The organism is Alloiococcus otitis ATCC 51267 (assembly GCF_000315445.1).
Classification (GTDB): domain Bacteria; phylum Bacillota; class Bacilli; order Lactobacillales; family Carnobacteriaceae_A; genus Alloiococcus; species Alloiococcus otitis.
Genome location: NZ_JH992961.1, coordinates 116,483 through 137,830 on the forward strand (window position 1 = coordinate 116,483; position 21,348 = coordinate 137,830).

Sequence of the window (21,348 nt, forward strand, 5' to 3'; positions counted from 1 at the left end):
GGCTAAACCAAGTAAGCCAGCCCAAGCTAACAAACCAAGCCAAACAAGCAAACCAACTCAGCCTAGCCAAGGTGGTTCTCAAACAAGCTCCCAAGCCACCTACACCGTCAAACCAGGCGACAGCCTCTACCGGATTGCCCTTAACCACAACACCACTGTTCCCCGTTTGCGGGCTATCAACGGCATCAAAGGTGACTTGATCCACCCAGGTCAGGTTATCCGCCTAAGTGAAGGCCAAGCAACTGCTTCTAGCTCCAAACAACAGTCGGCTCAACCAGCTTCCAACCAACCAGCTAGTCAGACTTACACGGTTAAACCAGGCGACACCCTTTACAAGATTGGCCAAGAACACAACTTAAGTGTGGCTCAGTTAAAAGACTTGAACCAACTTACTGGTGACTTGATCCACCCAGGCCAAGTCTTGCGTGTCTCCCAGTCTGGTCGCAAACCAGCCCAAACAGTGAAAGCAAGCAAAAAGACTAACCAGTCAACTAGCCGACCATCTGGCCTAGCTGTCACTTATACCGTTAGACCAGGGGACACCTTGAGTGCCATTGCCCGACGCTACAACTTAAGTGTCAACCAACTAGTGGCTTGGAACAAGCTAGAAAACCCTAACCACTTGAGTGTGGGTCAGACTTTAGTCTTAAACTTACGAACAGATGCTAAAACGAGTGTGAAACCTCAAAAAGCTAACCGGTCAACCTATACTGTTAAGGCAGGGGACACCCTCTACCATATTGCCCGTCAACATGGTACTAGTGTAGCTAACTTAAAAGCATTAAACGGCTTAACTAGCGACTTGATCTTGGTCGGTCAAGAACTGCGGGTCAAGTAAATTTAAGTCTTGCTTTTAAATGAATAGTCTGTTAGAATATTATCATCACTTTAATAGAATAAACATTTGGAAGTAGTAGGTGTATGATCCTTTTAGAGAGCGCATGGTCGCTGGAAATGCGTAGGTTAAGTTACTGAACTCGTCCATATTCTTGCAAGGGTCAAGACCATCTAGCCTTTGCCGTAGACTAGCGTTAATAGTTTAGAGAAGGTGGGAAAGCCAATTTTCCCACTAAAATAGGTGGTACCGCGAGAATGTATAAACGCCCTATGGATTGACTCCAATCCATGGGGCGTTTTTTTCTTAAAGAAAGGAAGATGGCCATGTCATTCAACCACAAAACAATTGAGCACAAATGGCAGGATTTTTGGGAAAAGGATAAAACCTTTAAAACCCTAGAAGATAGTGACAAGGAAACTTATTATGCTCTGGATATGTTCCCTTACCCCTCTGGTCAAGGCCTCCACGTTGGCCACCCAGAAGGTTATACCGCAACTGACATTATTTCCCGGATGAAACGGGCCCAAGGCTATAATGTCCTCCACCCCATGGGCTGGGATGCATTTGGCTTGCCGGCCGAGCAGTACGCTATTGATACAGGTAATGATCCAGCTGACTTTACCCAAGCCAATATCCAAGTTTTTAAAAAACAGATTAAGTCTTTAGGCTTTAGTTATGATTGGGACCGGGAAATTAACACCACGGACCCAGACTACTACAAGTGGACCCAGTGGATTTTCAAAAAATTATACGAACATGACCTGGCCTATGAAGAGGAAGTGGCCGTCAACTGGTGTCCGGCCTTGGGGACAGTTTTAGCCAACGAAGAAGTCATTGACGGCAAGAGTGAAAGAGGGGGCCACCCAGTTTACCGTAAACCTATGAAACAGTGGATGCTGCGGATTACGGCTTATGCCGACCGCCTCTTAGAAGATTTGAAAGACCTGGACTGGCCAGAAAGTATTAAAGAAATGCAAAGAAATTGGATCGGCAAGTCTGAGGGGGCTGAAGTCAGCTTCCAAGTCAAAGACAGTGACCATTCTTTTACCGTCTTTACCACCCGGCCAGATACCCTCTACGGGGCAACCTTTTGTGTTTTAGCTCCAGAGTCCAAGTTGGTGAAAGATATTGTGACAGCGGACCAAAAAGAAGCAGTTGACCAATATGTGGACCAGGCTGCCAGAAAGTCTGACTTGGAGCGGACTGACTTGAACAAGGAAAAAAGCGGGGTCTTTACTGGGGCTTATGCCATCAACCCTGTTAATGGAAAGGCAATCCCAATTTGGGTAGCTGATTATGTCTTGATTTCATACGGGACTGGGGCTGTCATGTCGGTACCGGCCCATGATGAGCGGGATTATGAATTTGCCAAAAAACATGATCTCGATATTATCCAAGTCCTAGAAGGTGGGGACATTGACCAAGAAGCCTATACAGGTGACGGCCCTCACATTAATTCAGATATCTTAAATGGTTTAAACCAGGAGGAGGCCATTGACAAGGTAATTGAAGTCTTAGAAGACAAGAGGACTGGACAAAGACAAGTCAACTACCGCTTGCGGGACTGGCTCTTTGCCCGCCAACGCTTCTGGGGCGAACCGATCCCGGTCATTCACTGGGAAGATGGGACCAAGAGCCTGGTTGATGATGCCGACCTGCCGCTTGAGCTACCTGAAGCAGACGATATTAAACCATCTGGGACAGGGGAGTCACCTCTGGCCAATATCAGTGACTGGGTTAATGTGGTAGACCCCGAAACAGGTAAAAAAGGTAAAAGGGACACCAACACCATGCCACAGTGGGCTGGGTCCTCTTGGTACTTCCTCCGCTACGTTGACCCCCACAATGACCAAGCCATAGCTGACCCAGACAAGTTGGCCAAGTGGCTTCCGGTTGACTTATATATTGGCGGGGCCGAACACGCTGTCTTGCACCTCCTTTATGCTCGTTTCTGGCACAAGTTTCTCTATGACTTGGGTATTGTCCCAAGCAAAGAACCCTTCCAAAAACTTTACAACCAAGGCATGATCCTAGGGGAAGGGAATGAAAAAATGTCCAAGTCTAAAGGCAATGTGGTCAACCCCGATGATGTGGTGGAAGCTTATGGGGCTGACACCCTCCGTCTTTATGAAATGTTTATGGGACCCTTGGACGCTTCAGTTGCCTGGTCAGAAGATGGATTAGAAGGAGCGCGTAAGTTCTTAGACCGGTCATGGCGACTCTTAATAGATGAGGAAGATCAGCTGCGGGATCGAGTGACCACCTATAATGATGGCCAGCTGGACGTGGTTTACAATCAGACTGTTAAAAAAGTGACCGAAGACTTTGAAGATCTCCACTTTAACACTGGTATTTCCCAGTTGATGGTTTTTGTCAATGAAGCCAACAAGGCAGAAGCCTTGCCAGTTGATTACATGAAAGGCTTTGTCAAACTACTAGCTCCTGTCGCACCCCACTTAGGCGAAGAACTTTGGCACTACTTAACCAACAGTGACGAATCCATCACTTATGAGCCTTGGCCAAATTATGATCCAGAAAAATTAGTTTCTGACCAAGTGGAAGTGGTTTTCCAAGTGAATGGCAAGGTCCGGGCCAAAGACCAAACATCTAAGTCCATTTCAAAAGAGGAGCTTCAAGAACTTGCACTCGCAAACCCCAATGTCCAAAAACAATTAGAAGGCAAGGAAGTAGCGAAAGTTATTGTAGTACCTGGTAAGTTGGTAAATATCGTGGCAAACTAAGCTATGAAGTGAATTTTCAAATAGTAAACAGGTAAGAGGCTTCAAATTTTGGAGTCTCTTTCCTTATGCTTAATTTAGGACTTAATAAGTGAATTGGATGACTGGATAAGGGTTTTAAATAAAGCACTTTATAAAATATAGTGAACTTTCTAAAGAATTGATTAATTCTACTGCAAGCAATTGAATCCTGCTAGGGAAAGAAGTAGAATGAACAAATAAAATTGACAAAAACGTATAGAAAAGTGGGTATAGAGTGAGTGAAAATGATGACCGAAAATAAAATAGAAAGAAAAGAAGACCGCGAGCCATCGCTTGACAACCAAATCCTAACTGGGTCGGCCTGGATGACGGTTGGGAGCATGGGGTCAAGGATCCTAGGAGCCCTCTACATTATCCTCTGGTTCTCCTGGATGGGAGGGGGTGAGACAGCAGCGGCTGCCAACGGTCTCTACCAAATGGCCTACAACCCCTACAACTTTTTCCTGATGTTGGCTACAGCCGGTATTCCTTCTGCTATCTCTAAATCGGTCTCCCGCTACAACGGGATGCAGGAATATGAAACAGCCAAGGCCATCTACAAGCAGGGACTGAAGATTATGCTTTTGACTGGAGTCTTGTCCGCTGCTTTTATGTATTTCTTCGCACCTTGGTTTGCCCGGACTGGTCCTTCAGCTGATGTATCGGACGGGATCGTGGTCATGCGGGCCCTAACACCAGCCCTCTTGATTATCCCTGCCATGTCGGTCACCCGGGGTTTAATCCAGGGTCATAGCCGGATGAAAGAACCAGCTATTTCCCAAATTGTAGAACAGTTGGTCCGGATCGTCTTTATTCTGGCTGCTGTCTACCTTATCCGCCAGGTCTTTAATGGCGAGCCAGTTACGGCGGTTGCCATGTCGACCTTCGGGGCCTTTATCGGGGCTGTGGCTTCTTTTGCCTACCTTTATTTCCGGATGAAGACCATCCCAACCGTCTTTGACCGGAGCCCTGAAGAGAGTTTGAACCAGGTTCACGTTTCCCCTAAACAATTGATTTGGGAGATTATTAAAACCTCCATCCCATTTATTATTGTGTCAACTGGTGTTATTATCTTCCAGATCATCGACCAGCAGACCTATGCCCCATTGATGCGGGTCTTTTCGAGCTTGTCTGATGCAGACATTCAGATTACTTATGGGATTACCCAGGCTAATGCCCACAAATTATCCATGATCTTGACTTCCTTTGGGTCAGCCTTGGCCATTACGTCTGTTCCCCTCATTTCCAACTTAACGGCCCAACACAATATCAAAGAAGTTAGACGGCAATTGGTCAAGGGGATCTTGCTTTTAATGTTCATTATTTTACCCGCTTCTTTGGGGATGTTAGTGGTGGCTGAACCGCTTTACTCTTTCTTCTATGACTATAGTGACCTAGGCTACCGGGTGACACAAGTTTATGCTATTGTCACCATTATCCTAGCTCTCTACATTATGCTTGGTAACATTTGCCAATCAGCTAACTTGCAACGACCAGCTATCTTTGCGGTGGGGCTCGGTTTTGTCATCAAAATTGTTACCCAACCGCTCTTTATTTGGATGGCCGGACCTTATGGCATGCTCATTTCAACCTTTATCGGCCTAGGTCTGACTTCCGCCTTGATGATGAGAGCCCTCTACAATGAAACTCGCTATTCCCTTAAGTTCTTGTTTAGACGCTTTCTCCTGCTCTTATTGATGTCAGTTCTGATGGCTGTTGTTGTTTTAGTCTTTAGAGAAATCTTAAGACCCTTCCTAGACTACCACAATAGTTTCCAAGGACTGATCGCTACCGGTATTTTGGCCCTAGTTGGCTTTCTAGTTTACATGTATATGGCCTTAAAATTGCGGGTAGCCGACCGCCTCTTAGGTGACAAAGTGGCCATTGTTCGCGAAAAACTCAACATTAAATAAAACATTAAACCTGGCCCTCAAGTCTCAGACTTTTGGACCAGGTTTTCTTTAACTTTCAACTTTTAGTATACTAGTTGTGAAAGGCGTGATTTCATGCGACTCGATAAACTTTTAGCCCATTCTGGCTTTGGCACCCGCAAGCAAGTCAAGCAATTGATCAAGGACCAATTAGTTGAAGTCAATGGCCAAGTGACCAAAAAACACGGCGACAAGGTGGACCCTGACTCGGACACCATCACTGTCTCTGGTGTCCCAGTCCACTACCAGGAATTTATCTACCTTATGTTAAATAAACCCCAGGGAGTTATCTCAGCAACCCAGGATGACTTCCATGAAACGGTGGTGGACTTACTGGAGCCTAATGACATCTTGCAAGACCCCCACCCAGTTGGCCGTTTGGATATTGACACTGAGGGTCTTTTGATCCTGACCAATGACGGCAAGCTAACCCACCTCTTGACTTCTCCCAACCGTGATGTAGAAAAGGTCTATGGCGCTGTGGTAGAAGGCTTGATTGGCGAGGAAGAAGTGGCAAAATTTGCTAGCGGTTTGACCCTAGATGACGGCTACCAAACCAAACCAGCCCAGTTAGAGATTCTTGACCAAGACCCAGAAAACAACCTAACCCAGGTTCAAGTCACCTTAACTGAAGGCAAGTTTCACCAGGTTAAGCGGATGTTCCAGGCAGTAGATAGCCAGGTCATCTCCCTCAAGCGTCTAGCTATGGGATCTCTAACTCTAGACCCTGGCCTAGAAGCGGGCAGCTACCGGGAATTGACTCAAGCAGAAGTGGATCAGTTAAAGGCAGAATAAAGATAAAAACCAGGACTTGGTTAGCTAGGCTAGTTGGGTTCTGGTTTTTTTGTTTTTTGTCAAGTGTGTTGGTGAGGCAGAAAGAGAGGCGGTCAATCCGGACTGGGCCTCTGCCTAGTTTAGTAATCTCTTGGAAAGACTTACCCTTTGTAGGTGACAGGCGACAATGGGAAAGTCATTCGGTACTTTTGGACTTAAAACTGGACAATAAATAGAAATAGGGTGGTTTTGGATTTAAAACTGGACAATAAATAGAAATAGGGTGGTTTTGGATTTAAAACTGGACAATAAATCAAAATAAGGTTGTTCCGTATTGAAGCCGCAAAAAAAGTCAGCAATAAGGAGTCAGGTCCAAAGCTTTGTTCAAGTCTGTCAAGGTTTAGGAGCCAACCAATGACAAATGTTTTTCTAAAATTCTGGAATTGTTCGGCGATTATAGAATTACCAAATCAAGTCCAAAACGCGACAATCGGTGAGTAATAAAGGAGTTCTGGAGCAAGAACGCGACAATTGCTGAGCGATAAAGGAGTTATGGAGCAAGAACGCGACAATCGGTGAGCGATAAAGGAGTTCTGGAGCAAGAACGCGACAATCGGTGAGTAATAAAGGAGTTCTGGAGCAAGAACGCGACAATTAAGGAGTTATGAAGTAACAAGGCGACAATTGCTGAGCAATAAATGAGTTATGGAGTTTGAAAAGTCATAAACTACATTAAAAGACAAGTTCACCAAGTAAAAATGAGCCAACACTTCTACAATAAAAACAGCTACCAAGTCGCGGTAGCTGTTTAAAAAGACGCTAGTTGATTGCTTCACCAAGCCAAATAGTTTACAAGCGATCATTTTGATAGTAAAGGCTTTGCTCCTACTTCACGTCAAATGGTGAACAATGGGTTAAATGATTAGCAAGGATCAAGTCAATGATTTTGCAAACTACTGGTTCTCCCAAAATTACTTACAAGATCAAACCCAAAATACCGCCTAGGCCGTAAGAGAAGGTCAAGGTGGTCAGTAGCACCAGGATGCGCTTGGACCGGTTTAGCTCTCTTTCGTCAACAGTCTTAGAAGGGCGAGGGGTCTGGAAGAAAATAAGGAAAAAGATAATAATTAGGCCTAGGAAGTAAATTTGGATCAGGTATTCAAATAAGAGGTAGGAGAGGGGAATGGCCACCAAGGCTAGGAGGCCATTTGTATATAGTGGTTTCAAAATATCATTCCTTCTCGTCACGCATTCCGGAGGCGACCTAGTTTAACTTGGTCAAGTTTGTTGGATAGTCAGCTCGGTCGAGACCTTGCTTATCTTACATGTCCTTTTCGTCACCAATCCTGTACGTGACTTTGTTAACTCGGGCAAGTCCTATTGGTCACTCAAGGCAGCAGTGACCTTAATTACTTGGGTGATTCCTGTTAGTCATTCATCCGGGCTGAACCTTGTTAAATGAGACAAGTTTTAATCACCACACCCGGTCACGATCTTCTTCGTTACTCAACTTGGTCCTGGCCTTGTTTGACCTGGACAAAGGCCTTCATGCAGGCGGGGATTTCGGGGATAATGCTGGAGGGCAAGACCAGGTATGACCGGGTTGCCAATTGGTCGGCAATGTAGCTGTGGATAAAAACTCCAGTCAGGCAGGCTGTTTCAAAATCTGGATACTGGCCTAGAAGGCCGGTTATAATGCCTGCTAGGGTGTCCCCCATGCCACCGACAGCCATGGCTGGATTACCAGCTGTGTTTTGGTAGACTTGGTCGTTGGTATAAACCTGGGTTCGGCTTTGTTTTAAGACCAGGAGGGCCCCAATTTTTTTCTGCCAATCACTGCTTTCCTGCCAGCTTGACGAAGCTAGGTCTAAACCAGTTAAGTTTTTCCACTCGCCAGGGTGGGGGGTAAGGATGGTTTTTTCTGGTAGTTTAATTTGGGAGACATCGTACTGGCTAAGCAGATAAAGGCCGTCTGCATCAATAACCAAGTTTTGCTGGTCGTTGGTGTGGCTGAGGACCAGGTCTAATAAGTCCTGGGCGTGTTGGTTTCGGCCCAATCCAGGACCGATTAAAATAGTGTCACTAGCCTGGAGTTTTTGGCGGACCTGGTCTTTATCAGTCCAGTCCAGGCACATAACTTCTAAGGCTGTCTGGTGTACCGTTTGGAAGTTTTTTGGATCAGTAGCAACTGTTACCAGGCCGGCTCCAGAATAAAGGGCAGCTGAAGCAGCCAGGCTGATCGCCCCAGCCATTTCAGCTCTGCCGCCAATGCATAAGACCCGGCCGTAATCTCCCTTGTAGGAATCGTTTGGCCGTACGGGAATATTTGAAGCCACCATTTCTTTGCTGATGGGGATAAAAGGGTTGGCTTGGTCTTCTTGCTGAGGATTACTTTGGGCATTATTGTTAGTCATCTTAACAACTCCTATCAATATATTTAATTATATCGAAAAAACATGTTAAGATATAGCTATGGATACTTCTGTAATAGAATAAACCAAAAGATTGCGAGGAATGTTAAGATGTCAAACCAAGAAATTAATTGGAAAGAAGAAGTTAAGAAGTACCAGGACGACTTCTTAGCTGATTTAAAAGAAGTCCTAAAAATTGACTCAGTCCGTAACGACGATGAAGCGACAGATGAATTCCCGGTTGGTCCAGGACCAGCTAAAGCCCTCCACAAGGCCTTGGAAATTGCTGACCGGGACGGCTTTACCACTAAACAAGTTGAAAACTGGGCTGGCCACATTGAATACGGCTCAGGCGATGAAACCCTAGGTATTTTAGGCCACATGGATGTGGTCCCTGTTGGGTCAGGTTGGGACACTGATCCTTTTGACCCCGTTATCAAAGATGGGAAGCTTTATGCACGCGGGGCAAGTGACGACAAGGGACCTACTTTAGCAGCCTACTATGCCCTCAAACTCATTAAAGACTTGGGACTGCCAGTTAACAAACGCATCCGATTGATCTTAGGAACAGATGAGGAAAGCGAGTGGCAAGGTGTCCACCGCTATTTAGAAGTAGAAGATACCCCAGACTTTGGCTTCTCACCGGATGGGAACTTCCCAATCATCAACGGTGAAAAAGGTCAGTATGAATTTGATATTGAAACAGATGCCGACAATACCGGCGACATCAGCTTGATTTCCTTTGAAGCTGGCCTGCGTAAAAACATGGTTCCACAGGATGCGACTGCCAAAGTAGAAGCAGAGGATCCAGAGCCAATCCGAGACCAATTTGACGACTTTTTCAAAGACAAACCCGTTAAGGCCAATGCTGAAATTGATGACAAGACCCTCTCTTTTGCGGTAGAAGGTAAGGCAGCCCACGGGTCTAAACCAGATGCAGGGGTTAATGCGGCTACCTACCTGGCTTCTTTCTTAAATACTCAAGCCCTAGACGGTGGGGCTAAGCAATTTGTCAATGTGATTGACACTTACTTGCATGAAGACCCATACGGTGAAAAATTAGATATTGCCCAAGACAATGAAGTGATGGGTCGGTTAACTTCTAACCCTGGAATTTTCCGCTTTGAAGAAGGGGACAAGGGTCTCATTACCTTGGACATTCGTTACGCGACCGGTGATGATGAAAGCTTAACCAACTTGATCACCGAAGCCTTACTTGGTGAAGAGGTCACTTTGAAGGTAAAAGAAGGTCGGGTACCACACTATGTTCCAGGAGATGACCCCTTGGTGAAAACCCTCCTAGATGTTTATGGTCGTCAAACTGGCTTAGAAGCCCACGAAAAAGTTATCGGGGGCGGAACTTACGGCCGACTATTTGAACGTGGAGTTGCCTTTGGTGCCCTCTTCCCAGACTCCACTGACACCATGCACCAGGCAAATGAATTTATTACTGTAGACGACTTGATGGCAGCCATGGCAATTTATGCAGAAGCTATCTATGAATTAGTCAAATAAAAAATGATTCCTAATCATTAAGACCAAGTTGGCTCAAGGCCGACTTGGTCTTTTTGACTAGCTTGAGACAATCTGGCTAAACCATGTACCAATTTTATAACTTGACACGGCCTATCTAAGTACAGGAACCAGGCCAGACACATTTCATTTCGACTTGGCAATCGTGCTATACTAGAAGAAAAGATGAAGGAGGTTGTCCTATGGATTTACACTTAAAAGATAAAGTAGCCCTTGTTTTAGCCTCTAGTAGTGGATTGGGCAAGGCGGTGGCCCAGGCCCTGGTCCAGGAAGGGGCCAAGGTGGTCATAGCCAGCCGGTCTGAAAGTAAGCTGGCCCAAGCAGCAAGTGACTTGTCAGGTCAGGGGGAAGGCCAGGTCAAGTACAAGGTATTTGACCAAAGAGACTATCAAAGTATCAAAGACCTGGTCGACTTTACCCGGGAGACATTTGGTCCAATTAATATCCTGGTAGCCAATTCAGGCGGCCCCAAGGCAGGGAATTTTGAAAGCTTTTCGGATGAGGAAGTCCAAGAAGCCTTCCAATTAACCCTCAATTCCTATATCCGGGTTATCCGCCTCGTCTTGCCTGACTTAAAAGAAAGCCAGGGCCGGATCTTGCTGAATTCTTCCTCTTCGATTAAGCAGCCTATTTCAGGACTCAGCTTGTCCAATATTTTCAGGGCTGGGATCCTAGGCCTAGCTAAGACCCTTGCCCAAGAATTGGCTCCCCATGGTGTCTTGGTCAACTTGATTGGCCCTGGTCGGATCGAAACAGACCGGATCAAAGAACTCAACCAAATCAATGCTGACCAGGCTGGCCAGGCCTTAGACGACTATGTTGCCAAAGACCAGGCTGATATTCCCTTAGGTCGGTACGGCAAGCCTGAAGAATTCGCCCAGACTGCTGCCTTTTTGGTCTCAGGAGCCAATACCTATATCACAGGCCAAAGCCTCCTGGTCGATGGTGGCTTGGTCAAAGCCTTGTAAAGGAGCCAAAGCTGGAGAGAAAAGTGACTTACCGATTAGCTTTTACAAAGCCTTGTAAAGGAGCCAAAGCTGGAGGGAAAAGTGACTTACCGATTAGTCTTTACAAGACCCAGTTAAGGAGGACAAAAATGACCAAAAAAATATACTTTGCTGCCCCCTTGTTTACCGAGATGGAAACCCGCTACAACCGATATGTGGTCGACCTTATTCGAGACAAGTACGGGGACCAGGTCGAAATTTACCTGCCTCAGGAAAATGAGACCATTAACGATAAGACCCAGTTTGCAGATTCTTTGGCGATTGCCCAAGGGGACAATGCTGAGTTAGAAGAAGCAGACATCTTGATTGCCATCTTAGATGGAGTGACTCCGGATTCCGGCTTATCGGCAGAGATTGGCTATTTCTACTCCTTTAACCGGCCAATCCTAGCCATTTATTCCGATTCTCGCCAGGGAACCCACGGCAACCAGGCCAAAATTGAAGCCCTGGACGAGATTGCCGAGTCTCAGTTTTCTTATATCAACTTGTACACCGTGGGCTTGGTCAAACTAAGAGGGCAAATCTACCCTAGTGCCCAAGACTTGGTTGATAACTTGGCCAGCTTTTTGGGTAAATAAAATCAACCTATTATGCCATATAAGGCAAATCCACCCTTGAAATGTGGGGGTAAGATGGTAGACTATTAAATAGACTATCATTCAAATAAAAAACAGAGGAGCGAAAAAGATGACTAGCTAGGAAGAGGGTGATTCCCCAAGAGGCCTAGCGAAAGGCTTTGTCGCCGAAGTTTCAAGACCCTCATCAGGCTTGATCCTGGGATGCAGTTGAACAAGTTGCAAACTGTCACGAAGGTGGAGTACTGTCACTAGCACTTTTTTAGTGCTTTTTAACCTAGCCTAGGCAGTCCCGGTCTAGGCTTTTTTATTTGAAAAGAAAGGGAAGAATAGAATGAAAAACAAAGCACTTGGTCGAAGAATCCTGGTCTCCTTGACCTTGATGGCGACCACCATCTTAGCCAACCCCCTTGTGGTTCAAGCCCAGGATGCTGCAGAAGCTAACGCTGAACGACTAGGAATGGCGACCTTACTGCCTCCAATCCTGGCTATTATCTTGGCCTTTACCACCAAGGATGTCATCTTGTCCCTCTTCATTGGGGTCTTTAGTGGGGCCTATATTATCCAACTGGCCTCTGGAGTTAATGTCTTGATGGCCTTGGTCACCTCTTTTACTGCCGTGGTCCAAGAGATGCTAGATGCCCTGGCTGACCCCTGGAATGCAGGGATTGTCCTGCAAGTAATGGCCATTGGGGGCTTGATTGCCCTCATTTCTAAAACGGGTGGGGCCCAGGCAGTGGCAGAGTCCCTGGCCCAATACGCTAAGGGTCCGGTATCTACCCAATTGATCACCTGGCTTTTAGGCCTCTTAGTTTTCTTCGATGACTATGCCAACGCCTTGATTGTCGGTCCCATCATGCGGCCCGTTTCTGATAATATTGGAAACTCAAGAGAAAGACTGGCCTTTGTCATTGATGCGACGGCAGCGCCGGTTACCGGTATGGCCCTGATCTCTACCTGGATCGGTTACGAGCTCAGTTTAATCAGTGAAGCCTTTAATATGATTGGCCAGGAAGTCAATACTTACGGCTTTTTCTTAGAAACCTTGCCTTATCGTTTCTACAATATCTTTATGCTAGCCTTTGTAGTGATTACCTCCATTACTTTAAGAGAATTTGGGCCTATGAAAGATGCCCAACTCCGGGCTAGAGACCAAGGTCAGTTGGTCGAAGAAGACTCCCATGTTGAAACTAATGATCAAGTGGTTGAGGAAGGGCGAAAAGGGTCTATTTGGAATGCCGTCCTCCCCATTGTTATGCTGATTATTTTCTCCTTTGTCGGCTTCTACTTCGACGGTCGCCAAGCCCTATTAGCAGAAGGGGGTAGTGAGATAGTTTCCATCTTAGAAAACAATCCCCTCTCATTTGTAGCCATCCGGGAAACCTTTGGCGCTTCGGATGCTTCCCTGGTCCTTTTCCAATCCGCACTGGCTGCCAGCATCATTGCCTTAATTATGGGGGTCTGGCAAAAATACTTCTCCCTAAGCGATGGAATTGAATCTTGGTTTGACGGAATGAAAAGTCTCATGTCTACAGCTGGTGTTTTGATACTAGCTTGGTCCCTTTCATCCGTGATGGGGAGTTTGGGAACGGCAGAATTTCTCGTCTCCCAATTAGGGACAGTCATTTCACCTATCTTGCTCCCATCCATCATTTTTGCCTTGGGTTCAATTATCACCTTTGCTACCGGTACTTCCTTTGGGACTATGGGGATCCTGATGCCCCTTGCCATCCCACTAGCCTACAACCTAGATCCGGGGAACAGCCAACTCTTGTTGACCACCTCAGCAGCCGTTTTGGCAGGGGCTATTTTAGGGGACCACTCCTCACCAATCTCGGACACTACCATTATGTCCTCCATGGGGGCTGGGTCCAATTTGATCCACCACGTCAGAACCCAATTGCCTTATGTTCTGACAGTCGGGCTTATTTCGATTGTCTTTGGTTACATCCCTTCAGCCATGGGGGTTCCGGTTTGGGTCTTGATTCCGGTTGCAATTGTCGTCCTGGTTGTTTTGGTTTACTTCATAGGGGAGCCCATTAATGTCAAAGATTCCAATAATATATACCAAGACTAATAAGGAAGTCCATTAAAAGTTCTTGAAAGAAATATAAATAGCAGCCCCTAGTCCAGTGGATGTTAAAGCTAGGCTAGGGGCATTATTTTTCATTTGCTAGGCTAACAAGTGAAGGCCCTTGTAAAGATTCATTTGCTTACCAGTGCTTTATCATGCTATACTTATAACTAGTCAAATTACTTTTATAATCAAAGTAATTTGACCTTATCTGTCACTTGTGAGAGGAGAATCATCTAAATGATTAGGATTATGTTAGATTCAGGATCAGACCAAAACCAAGCCTTAAGAGAAGCCTACGATGTTGAAGTGGTTCCCATGACCATTATTTTGGGCCAGGACCAATACTTAGATGACGAAGATTTTAGCTTAGAAACCCTCCATGCCTATATGAGGCAGGGAAAGCAACCGCGAACGTCTCAAATTAGCCCCCAAATGGCCATCGATCGTTTTGAAGCGGCAGCTAAGGCCGGAGACGATGTCATCTTCATTTCCATATTTAAACAATTGTCAGGGACTTACCAGGTTGCCGTCAATGCCATGGAAGATGTCAAGGACCGCTATCCCAACTTTCAAGGGGCAGTGGTTGACTCCCGGTCAGCAGCAGGGGCTGGGACCATTCTTTACTTGCACGGACAGGAATTGATCAAGGCTGGCTATGACTTTGACCAGGTCCACCAGCAATTAGAGCAGTCTGCCCAGGAACTCTCCGTTTATTTAGCAGTGGACGACTTAGACTGGTTGGTCAAAGGGGGACGGTTGTCAAAAACGGTTGGGAAGATCGGTTCCTTGCTCAAGGTCAAACCCTTCTTGAGCATTAACGACAAGGGGATTACCAAGGAAGGGGTTGTCCGGGGGAGTGACCGGGTCTACACCAAGATGGCGAACACTTTCTTGGAAGAGATTGACCGCTATGAAGGCCAATATTTGATTGTCTCCCATGTGGACCGCTGGGAAATGGCTGAGAAGGTCAGAGACTACATTATTGACCAGATCGGCCCCGTCAACATTGGAATTTTTGAAGTTTCCCCTGTTATTTCCTGTCACGTAGGACTAGGCGGAGTAGGGGTCTTTGGCTACAAGAAAAAACCTGATCTTTTCGAACCAGTTACCTTCAAATCTTAACCAGACCAGGCTTCCTTTCTGATGGGGGAAGCCTTTTTATTATATTTTTAAGGAGAGGGCTTTGGCTGTCATTAAAATCAGCTGCCTTCATTCTCTTGTCATGCTATAATTAAACTTAGTTTAACCCTAAAATCATTTGAAATACTCAAATCCCTTATGAAGTTGATAGGAGAATGGAAGTCATGATTAAGATAATGTTGGACTCCGCCTCAGACCAGAGTAAGTCTATGAGACAAACTTACGACTTTGAAACCATCCCCATGCCGATTATGGTAGGTAGGGAGGAGTATATCGACGATCCAAATGTGAAAGTAGAGACAATCCACCAGTTTATGCGGGAGGGCAAGATGCCTAAGACGGCCCAGATTAGCCCCCAAGTAGCCGAGACAGCCTTTGAAAAACAAGCCCAGGCTGGCCACGATGTAATTTTTATCTCCATCTTCAAAGGATTGTCAGGGTCTATCCAAGTTGCCCAGGAGGCTATGAAAGAAGTTGAAGACCGCTATCCTGACTTCAAGGGGGCAGTGGTGGACTGCCGGTCAGCTTCAGGAGCAGGCACCCTCCTTTTCTTACACGGCCAAGCCTTGATCGAGGCTGGCTATGAATTTGATCAAATAAGGGACCAATTGGACCGATCAGCCCAGGACATGGCCGTTTATGGGCTGCTGACGATATTGAGTGGTTGGCAAAGGGGGGCCGGGTCCCCAAGACGATCGTCAAAGTCGGTTCCATGCTCCAAGTCAGACCGCTATTGACCTTAGATGATAAAGGCTTTATCAAAGATTCATTGGTCCGGGGCAAAGACCGGGTTTACATGAAGATGGCAGACAAGCTCATCGACCATATTTCTCCCTACCAAGGCCAGTACCTACTTATCTCCCATGTTGGGCGGAGGGAGATGGCTGAGAAGGTGAGAGATTACATTATGAGTAAATATGGTCCGGTTAATATTGGTATTTTTGAAGCTTCACCGGTTATTTCATGTCATATTGGTTTAGGAGGTCTTGGAGTTTTTGCTTACAAGACTAAACCTGAATTATTTGAACCGGTGACGTTCAACTCTTAAGCCAGTCTAGATCCTCTTTGCTGGCAAGAGTGTCGTATTTTAACTTTAATTCTTTTGTGTACAAGCTAGGGTCGTGTTATACTGAACCATAATTTAAGATAATAGTCACATCCGAAAATTTAGAGGAGAAGAGATGAAATGATTAAAATTATGTTAGACTCTGCTTCAGACCAGGGTCCGGCCTTAAGAGAGACTTATAAACTTGTTAACATCCCGATGTCGATTACGGTAGGTAAAAAGGAATTTATCGATGATAATGACAACAACTTTAAAGTAGAAACCCTCCACCAATATATGCGTGAGGGTAAACAACCCCATACGGCTCAAATTAGCCCCCAAGTAGCCATGGAAACCTTTGAGGCGGCTGCCAAAGCAGGCGATGATGTTATCTTCATTTCCATTTCCATCCGGCTTTCTAGTTCCATTCAAGTTGCCAAAAATGCCATGGAGGAGGTCAAAGACCGCTATCCTAACTTTAAGGGAGCTGTAGTGGACTGCCGGTCAGCTTCTGGAGCAGGGACGCTTCTTTTTCTACATGGGCAAGCCCTAGTTGAAGCTGGTTACAACTTTGACCAAGTGGAAGCTCAGCTGCAAAAATCCGCCCAAGAGATAGCAGTCTTCGTGGCAGTTGACGACATAGACTGGCTGATAAAAGGCGGTCGGGTGTCTAAAACGGTCGGGAGAGTTGGGTCTCTGCTCCGGGTCAAGCCCCTCATAAGTATAGATGATACTGGATTTATTCGCGACAGTATCGTCAGAGGCCGAGACCGAGTCTATACCAAGATGGTTGACCGATTGATTGACCATATAGCTTCACCTTATGAAGGCCAATATATCGTCGTCTCCCATGTGGGGCGGCCAGATATGGCTGAAAGAGTTAAAAACTATATTATTGACCAATTTGGACCGGTTAATATCGGGATTTTTGCTGCCTCTCCTGTTATTGCCAGCCATATTGGCTTGGGTGGCATGGCTGTTTTTGGTTACGAGAAAAAACCAGAATTATTTGAACCGGTGGCTTTCAAATCTTAAATAAGACCAGGTTTCCGATTGCTGTCGGAAGCCTTTTTTGATCGGATTAGGCCTCTGCATTTATTTTTAGCTTTCATATGTGATAAAATTAATATAGTTGATATAAATAATAAGGATTAGAGGTGACAAAATGACGAATGCATTGAATGAGTCAATGGATTTATTATTATTTATTGTAAACCCTGATAAAGGGCAAACAGTTATAAATTTAGCCTATAAAAAAGGGATTCGGGCCGGCACTATCTTGCTTGGACTCGGTACAGTCCGCAACTCCATTTTAAAGAAACTCGGTTTGGACAATAGCCACAAGGAAATTGTCCTTTTATTAGCCCCTAGCCACAAGGCCAAAGAAACCATGGATTACATTAGCGAAGTCAAAAACTTGAACAAGAAAAATTTTGGCATTGCGTTTCGAACTTCCATTTCCAATGTCTTAGGTGTTAGCAAGCACTTAGTCGATTTTGGCCAAGTTCCAGAAGAAGACCAACTAGAAGGAGAAGAGGAAATCATGTACCAAGCAATTGTGACAATTGTCGACCAAGGCGATGGCCGGGACGTTATGCGGGTAGCCGAAGACAAGGGTGCTAATGGCGGAACCTTTATCAAGGCTCGGGGTGCTGGTTCAGCTGAAGCCAAGCGGGTCTTTAACATCGAAATAGAACCTGAGAAAGAAATCTTACTCATTATTGCTAAGAAGGAAAATACTCCAGATATTACTCAAGCTATCAGTGACCATTTGAATATTGACGAAAGAAATGCTGGTATACTTTTCACCGTAGATCTTAGCGAAACACGGGGTCTATTCGGCTGAACAATCAGCACTTGTTCTGAGAAAAACTAATCCCAATTGAAAGGGGCCATGTATTTGTGAACATACTAACAGAAAAGTTTAAAGAAGTGCTGACCTCAGTTTTACCCATTTACATTATTGTCCTTTTAATTTATTTTTTCTTGATTGATATCCCTTCTTCCATCCTACTATCGTTCACGATCGGAACCATTGTGATTATCATAGGTTTGACCACTTTCTTAACAGGGGTAGAAGTCGGGATTAGTCCAATTGGGGAGTATATGGGCCGGGGGATAGCCAAGTCTAATAAACTAAGCATTTTAATTATCTTTGGCTTTATCCTTGGTTTTTTGATCTCAGCTTCTGAGCCCTCTGTTTTAGTCTTAGGCCAGCAGCTAGAAACCATCTCGGATGGATTAATTTCAAGCTTTGCCATGGTAATGGTTATCTCTGTCGGACTCGGGGTTATGATTGTCCTCGGTTTGATGCGGATTGTCTATAAGTGGTCCTTGCGTGCCGTCTTAACCACTTCTTATCTTATCATCTTTGGTTTAACCTTGATCAGTTCCAATGAAATCATTGCTATTGCTTTTGACGCATCCGGGGCAACGACGGGAGAAGTTACGGTTCCTTTTATCTTATCCCTAGCTGCTGGTGTGGCCGTCTTGGAAAGTAACTCCAAGTCTTCCTCTGCCGATTCTTTCGGCCTAGTTGGGGTCGCGTCCGTCGGGGCCATCATTGCCGTATTGATCTTCAACCTCCTCACTCCAAGTGGCGGCGACCTTTCCGGCTCCTTGGACATTGGGGTAGCCCAAGAGATTAATATCGTAGAACAATATGCCTCCACCTTGATCGAAGAAGCCATTGATGTCTTCTTTACTCTCCTACCTATCGTTGTCCTTTTTTGGATTTTCCAAAAGCTACGACTCAATATCCCCAAGTCTGAACTTAACCGGATTTGGAAGGGGACTGTTTATGTATACATCGGACTTGTCCTCTTTATGACCGGGGTTTACGCAGGCTTTATGGATATGGGGATTATTGTTGGCTACACCTTAGGTTCTGAGGATATGCTAGTGGAACTTAGCCTGGTTGGGGCTGTCATTGGACTAGTAACCATCTTGGCAGAACCAGCTGTTAACGTTTTGACCCACCAGATTGAAGATGTCACCGCTAACGCTATCCACCGGAAACCGGTCCTAGTGGCCTTGTGCATCGGAGTCTCTTTTGCCATCTTCCTAGCCATTATCCGGATGCTTGTGCCTGGATTAGAATTGTGGCATATCCTCCTCCCCGGCTACATCCTTGTCTTGATCCTGCAATTTTTCGTTCCCAATGTCTTTGTAGGGATGTCTTTTGACGCAGGTGGTGTGGCAACTGGTCCATTAACCGCAACCTTTATCCTAGCCTTTGTCCAAGGGGCGGCAGAAGCCATTCCTCAAGCAACGGTAATCGGCGAAGGATTCGGGATGATTGCCCTTGTCGCCCTTATGCCGATTTTGACCCTCCAAATTTTAGGCTTTATCTACTCAATCCGGAGTAAGGACTAAGCTAGAAAAATCGTGGTTGTGGTAACCTTAAAATTGGGTGCACACCTAAACTCGTAGTATGGTAAAAGCCCGGACTCATTCTTTACCCAATAGCATGTGTTAAAAGGTTGGCTTGGCCAGCCTTTTTGACTAGTTAATACTTGTAATATACAATATTTCAATCCTATTACTATAAAATCGGCTCTATCCAAGCCAGGCTTGGATGTGGTATACTAGGTGACGATGACATATTTGGAGGGAAGTTCATGTTCTGGATTCTACTGATTCTGATTGTTGCATTAGCCATCTATTTTTATTACCAAAACCGATTCATTCAAGTCAATAAATACAAAATGACCATTGCCAACTTACCCAGCCAGTTGCGGGGAAAGAAAATTGTCCAACTATCTGATATCCACTTCAGGGATAATATGAACAATGGCTATGTCAAATCCATCTTAAAAAAAGTGGCTAGCCAAGACCCTGACTTGATCGTGCTCACAGGAGATACCCTCCATGCTAGCTTGGAATTTCTGGAAGAGACCCCGGTCGAAGATTTTCTTCTCGACTTAAATGACTTAGCCCCAACTTACTTGGTTACTGGTAACCACGATATTTCTAATCCCAACTTTGATGAGTTTTCAGCCTTGGTTTCTCAAACCGGCTGTGAACTTTTAATTGATGATGCAGTCTATGCTCATTTTAAAGATAGCCAGCCTCAAGAAGACTTGGTTTTAATGGGCTTTGCCGAGCGGGGGGGTATGGAGAATGTCCCAGATCCTATCTTGAATAACATCGACCTAGAAGCGGGGATGGAGGCTAAACCAAAAATTCTTTTGGCCCACCACCCAGAATTTTTTGAAGCATACCTGGCCGATCCTAACAAGGCACCAGACCTGACATTTGCTGGGCACAGTCACGGGGGCCAGGTCATCCTACCTTACCTGGGCGGATTATTTAACAAGTCACAAGGCTTTTTCCCCCACTATGATTACGGGATATTTATTGGCCAAGACCAGCCAACTAAGCGAATGATCGTCAACCGGGGTTTGGGTAACTCTGGCTTTCCTATGCGGTTTAACAACCGGTGCGAGATTATAACCCTTACCCTTAACTAAAGAGGGGAGGAAAAGGGGCCTGTCTCGAGAGGCTATACCCGAGGCAGGTCAAATTCCTTTATAAATTTTAAATTGACCCTTTACATTTTTTTAAAATAAGATACAATGGTTGATGTAGTCATTTTTTGGTTCCTTAGCTCAGTCGGGAGAGCGCTTGCTCGACATGCAAGAGGTCACTGGTTCGAGCCCAGTAGGAACCATCAACTAAAGCATGCTAGCTTAAGGTTAGTGTGCTTTTTCTATGCTTTTTTGGTGATCGATTTGAGCCTCTATTCTTATTGAAAAGATAAAAGAGGAAGGCATGTATCTGACTACACCTGTTGTATATAACAAAGTTAATTTTTATGGAGAAACGCTTGTTATACAAGACTTATGTTGGTTTTCTTTAACAACACTAGTTATACGAAAATATTTGAGCTTTTTCTCATATAACACTTGGTATTTGAGAATTTTTAGCAGAATTTCTCAAACTACATATGTTATTTGAGAATTCTTAACTATTTTTCTCGAACAACATATGTTATTCGAGAACTAACTCTATTTCAACAAAAAACTGTTATCGATGCACCCAAGCCTTTCTTTTTTTATAATAGCCAGTAATAAACATCCACATTCCTTATCCAAAAGCCAGGGTAGGTGTAGACTGAAGCAAAAATAAAGGAATGGCATCATTCTTCTCTTGAGAAAAATCTTATGTTAGACTATTACTACAAAAAATGTATACGTTAACATAAATAAAAGTAACAAGACAATTAAACCGGATTCATATGAGTTTTCCCAGACAAA

15 protein-coding genes, 1 tRNA gene, 1 pseudogene, 1 riboswitch and 1 other annotated feature are annotated in these 21,348 nt (G+C 45.1%); of the genes and pseudogenes, 15 read left to right on the forward strand and 2 right to left on the reverse strand.

Translation table 11 applies throughout. From position 1 onward, the window contains the following. The 4 genes from HMPREF9698_RS08980 to HMPREF9698_RS07405 all read left to right on the forward strand — a co-directional run. Positions 1-838, forward strand: an 838-nt coding sequence (locus HMPREF9698_RS08980; RefSeq protein ID WP_003778896.1) for a LysM peptidoglycan-binding domain-containing protein, incomplete at its 5' end; no start/stop codon positions are given. Between the two features lie 58 nt (positions 839-896). After that, positions 897-1,111: a binding site (T-box leader), on the forward strand. Between the two features lie 50 nt (positions 1,112-1,161). Next, the gene (gene leuS, locus HMPREF9698_RS07395) at positions 1,162-3,579 is read left to right on the forward strand and encodes a leucine--tRNA ligase (RefSeq protein ID WP_003778903.1); all 2,418 of its coding nucleotides are present in this window, start codon (positions 1,162-1,164) and stop codon (positions 3,577-3,579) included. A 263-nt stretch (positions 3,580-3,842) separates the two neighbouring features. Next, positions 3,843-5,510 (forward strand): putative polysaccharide biosynthesis protein, encoded by a 1,668-nt coding sequence (locus HMPREF9698_RS07400; RefSeq protein WP_003778905.1) that lies wholly within the window; start codon positions 3,843-3,845, stop codon positions 5,508-5,510. A 93-nt stretch (positions 5,511-5,603) separates the two neighbouring features. Then, entirely contained in the window at positions 5,604-6,323 is a 720-nt protein-coding gene (locus tag HMPREF9698_RS07405) for a pseudouridine synthase (RefSeq protein WP_003778910.1), read from the forward strand. A gap of 954 nt (positions 6,324-7,277) precedes the next feature. Here the strand turns inward: HMPREF9698_RS07405 and HMPREF9698_RS07410 are convergent. Together HMPREF9698_RS07410 and HMPREF9698_RS07415 are read right to left on the reverse strand one after the other, a co-directional pair. Continuing rightward, positions 7,278-7,529 (reverse strand): hypothetical protein, encoded by a 252-nt coding sequence (locus tag HMPREF9698_RS07410; protein WP_003778911.1) that lies wholly within the window; start codon positions 7,527-7,529, stop codon positions 7,278-7,280. A 275-nt stretch (positions 7,530-7,804) separates the two neighbouring features. Then, positions 7,805-8,716, reverse strand: a complete 912-nt coding sequence (locus HMPREF9698_RS07415) for an NAD(P)H-hydrate dehydratase (RefSeq protein WP_003778912.1) — start codon at positions 8,714-8,716, stop codon at positions 7,805-7,807. A gap of 108 nt (positions 8,717-8,824) precedes the next feature. Here HMPREF9698_RS07415 and pepV point away from each other — a divergent pair, with 108 nt between their 5' ends. From pepV to HMPREF9698_RS07475, 11 genes and pseudogenes are all read left to right on the forward strand, one after another. Next, positions 8,825-10,228: a dipeptidase PepV gene (gene pepV / locus HMPREF9698_RS07420; RefSeq protein ID WP_003778913.1), complete on the forward strand. Its 1,404-nt coding sequence runs from the start codon at positions 8,825-8,827 to the stop codon at positions 10,226-10,228. 200 nt (positions 10,229-10,428) lie between these two features. Next, positions 10,429-11,214 (forward strand): SDR family oxidoreductase, encoded by a 786-nt coding sequence (locus tag HMPREF9698_RS07425; protein ID WP_003778915.1) that lies wholly within the window; start codon positions 10,429-10,431, stop codon positions 11,212-11,214. A 128-nt stretch (positions 11,215-11,342) separates the two neighbouring features. Next, positions 11,343-11,831, forward strand: a complete 489-nt coding sequence (locus tag HMPREF9698_RS07430; RefSeq protein WP_003778916.1) for a nucleoside 2-deoxyribosyltransferase — start codon at positions 11,343-11,345, stop codon at positions 11,829-11,831. 85 nt (positions 11,832-11,916) lie between these two features. Next, positions 11,917-12,084: riboswitch (Lysine riboswitch) on the forward strand. 78 nt (positions 12,085-12,162) lie between these two features. After that, a complete protein-coding gene (locus HMPREF9698_RS07435; RefSeq protein ID WP_003778918.1) occupies positions 12,163-13,905 on the forward strand; it encodes a Na+/H+ antiporter NhaC family protein in 1,743 nt (580 codons plus the stop codon). 237 nt (positions 13,906-14,142) lie between these two features. Beyond that, positions 14,143-15,027, forward strand: a complete 885-nt coding sequence (locus HMPREF9698_RS07440; protein ID WP_003778920.1) for a DegV family protein — start codon at positions 14,143-14,145, stop codon at positions 15,025-15,027. 227 nt (positions 15,028-15,254) lie between these two features. Further along, positions 15,255-16,093, forward strand: a pseudogene (locus HMPREF9698_RS08715) (DegV family protein). A 138-nt stretch (positions 16,094-16,231) separates the two neighbouring features. Continuing rightward, positions 16,232-17,125 carry a DegV family protein gene (locus HMPREF9698_RS07455; RefSeq protein ID WP_003778927.1) on the forward strand — a complete coding sequence of 298 codons (894 nt, stop codon included), beginning with the start codon at positions 16,232-16,234 and terminating at the stop codon, positions 17,123-17,125. Positions 17,126-17,255: 130 nt separating this feature from the next. After that, positions 17,256-17,936 (forward strand): P-II family nitrogen regulator, encoded by a 681-nt coding sequence (locus HMPREF9698_RS07460; RefSeq protein WP_003778929.1) that lies wholly within the window; start codon positions 17,256-17,258, stop codon positions 17,934-17,936. 56 nt (positions 17,937-17,992) lie between these two features. Continuing rightward, on the forward strand, positions 17,993-19,465 hold the full coding sequence (locus HMPREF9698_RS07465) for a DUF1538 domain-containing protein (RefSeq protein WP_003778930.1): 1,473 nt from the start codon (positions 17,993-17,995) through the stop codon (positions 19,463-19,465). Positions 19,466-19,710: 245 nt separating this feature from the next. Beyond that, a complete protein-coding gene (locus tag HMPREF9698_RS07470) occupies positions 19,711-20,562 on the forward strand; it encodes a metallophosphoesterase (protein ID WP_003778932.1) in 852 nt (283 codons plus the stop codon). A 127-nt stretch (positions 20,563-20,689) separates the two neighbouring features. Continuing rightward, a tRNA-Val gene (locus HMPREF9698_RS07475) sits at positions 20,690-20,762 on the forward strand. The last annotated feature ends 586 nt before the right edge of the window (positions 20,763-21,348 follow it).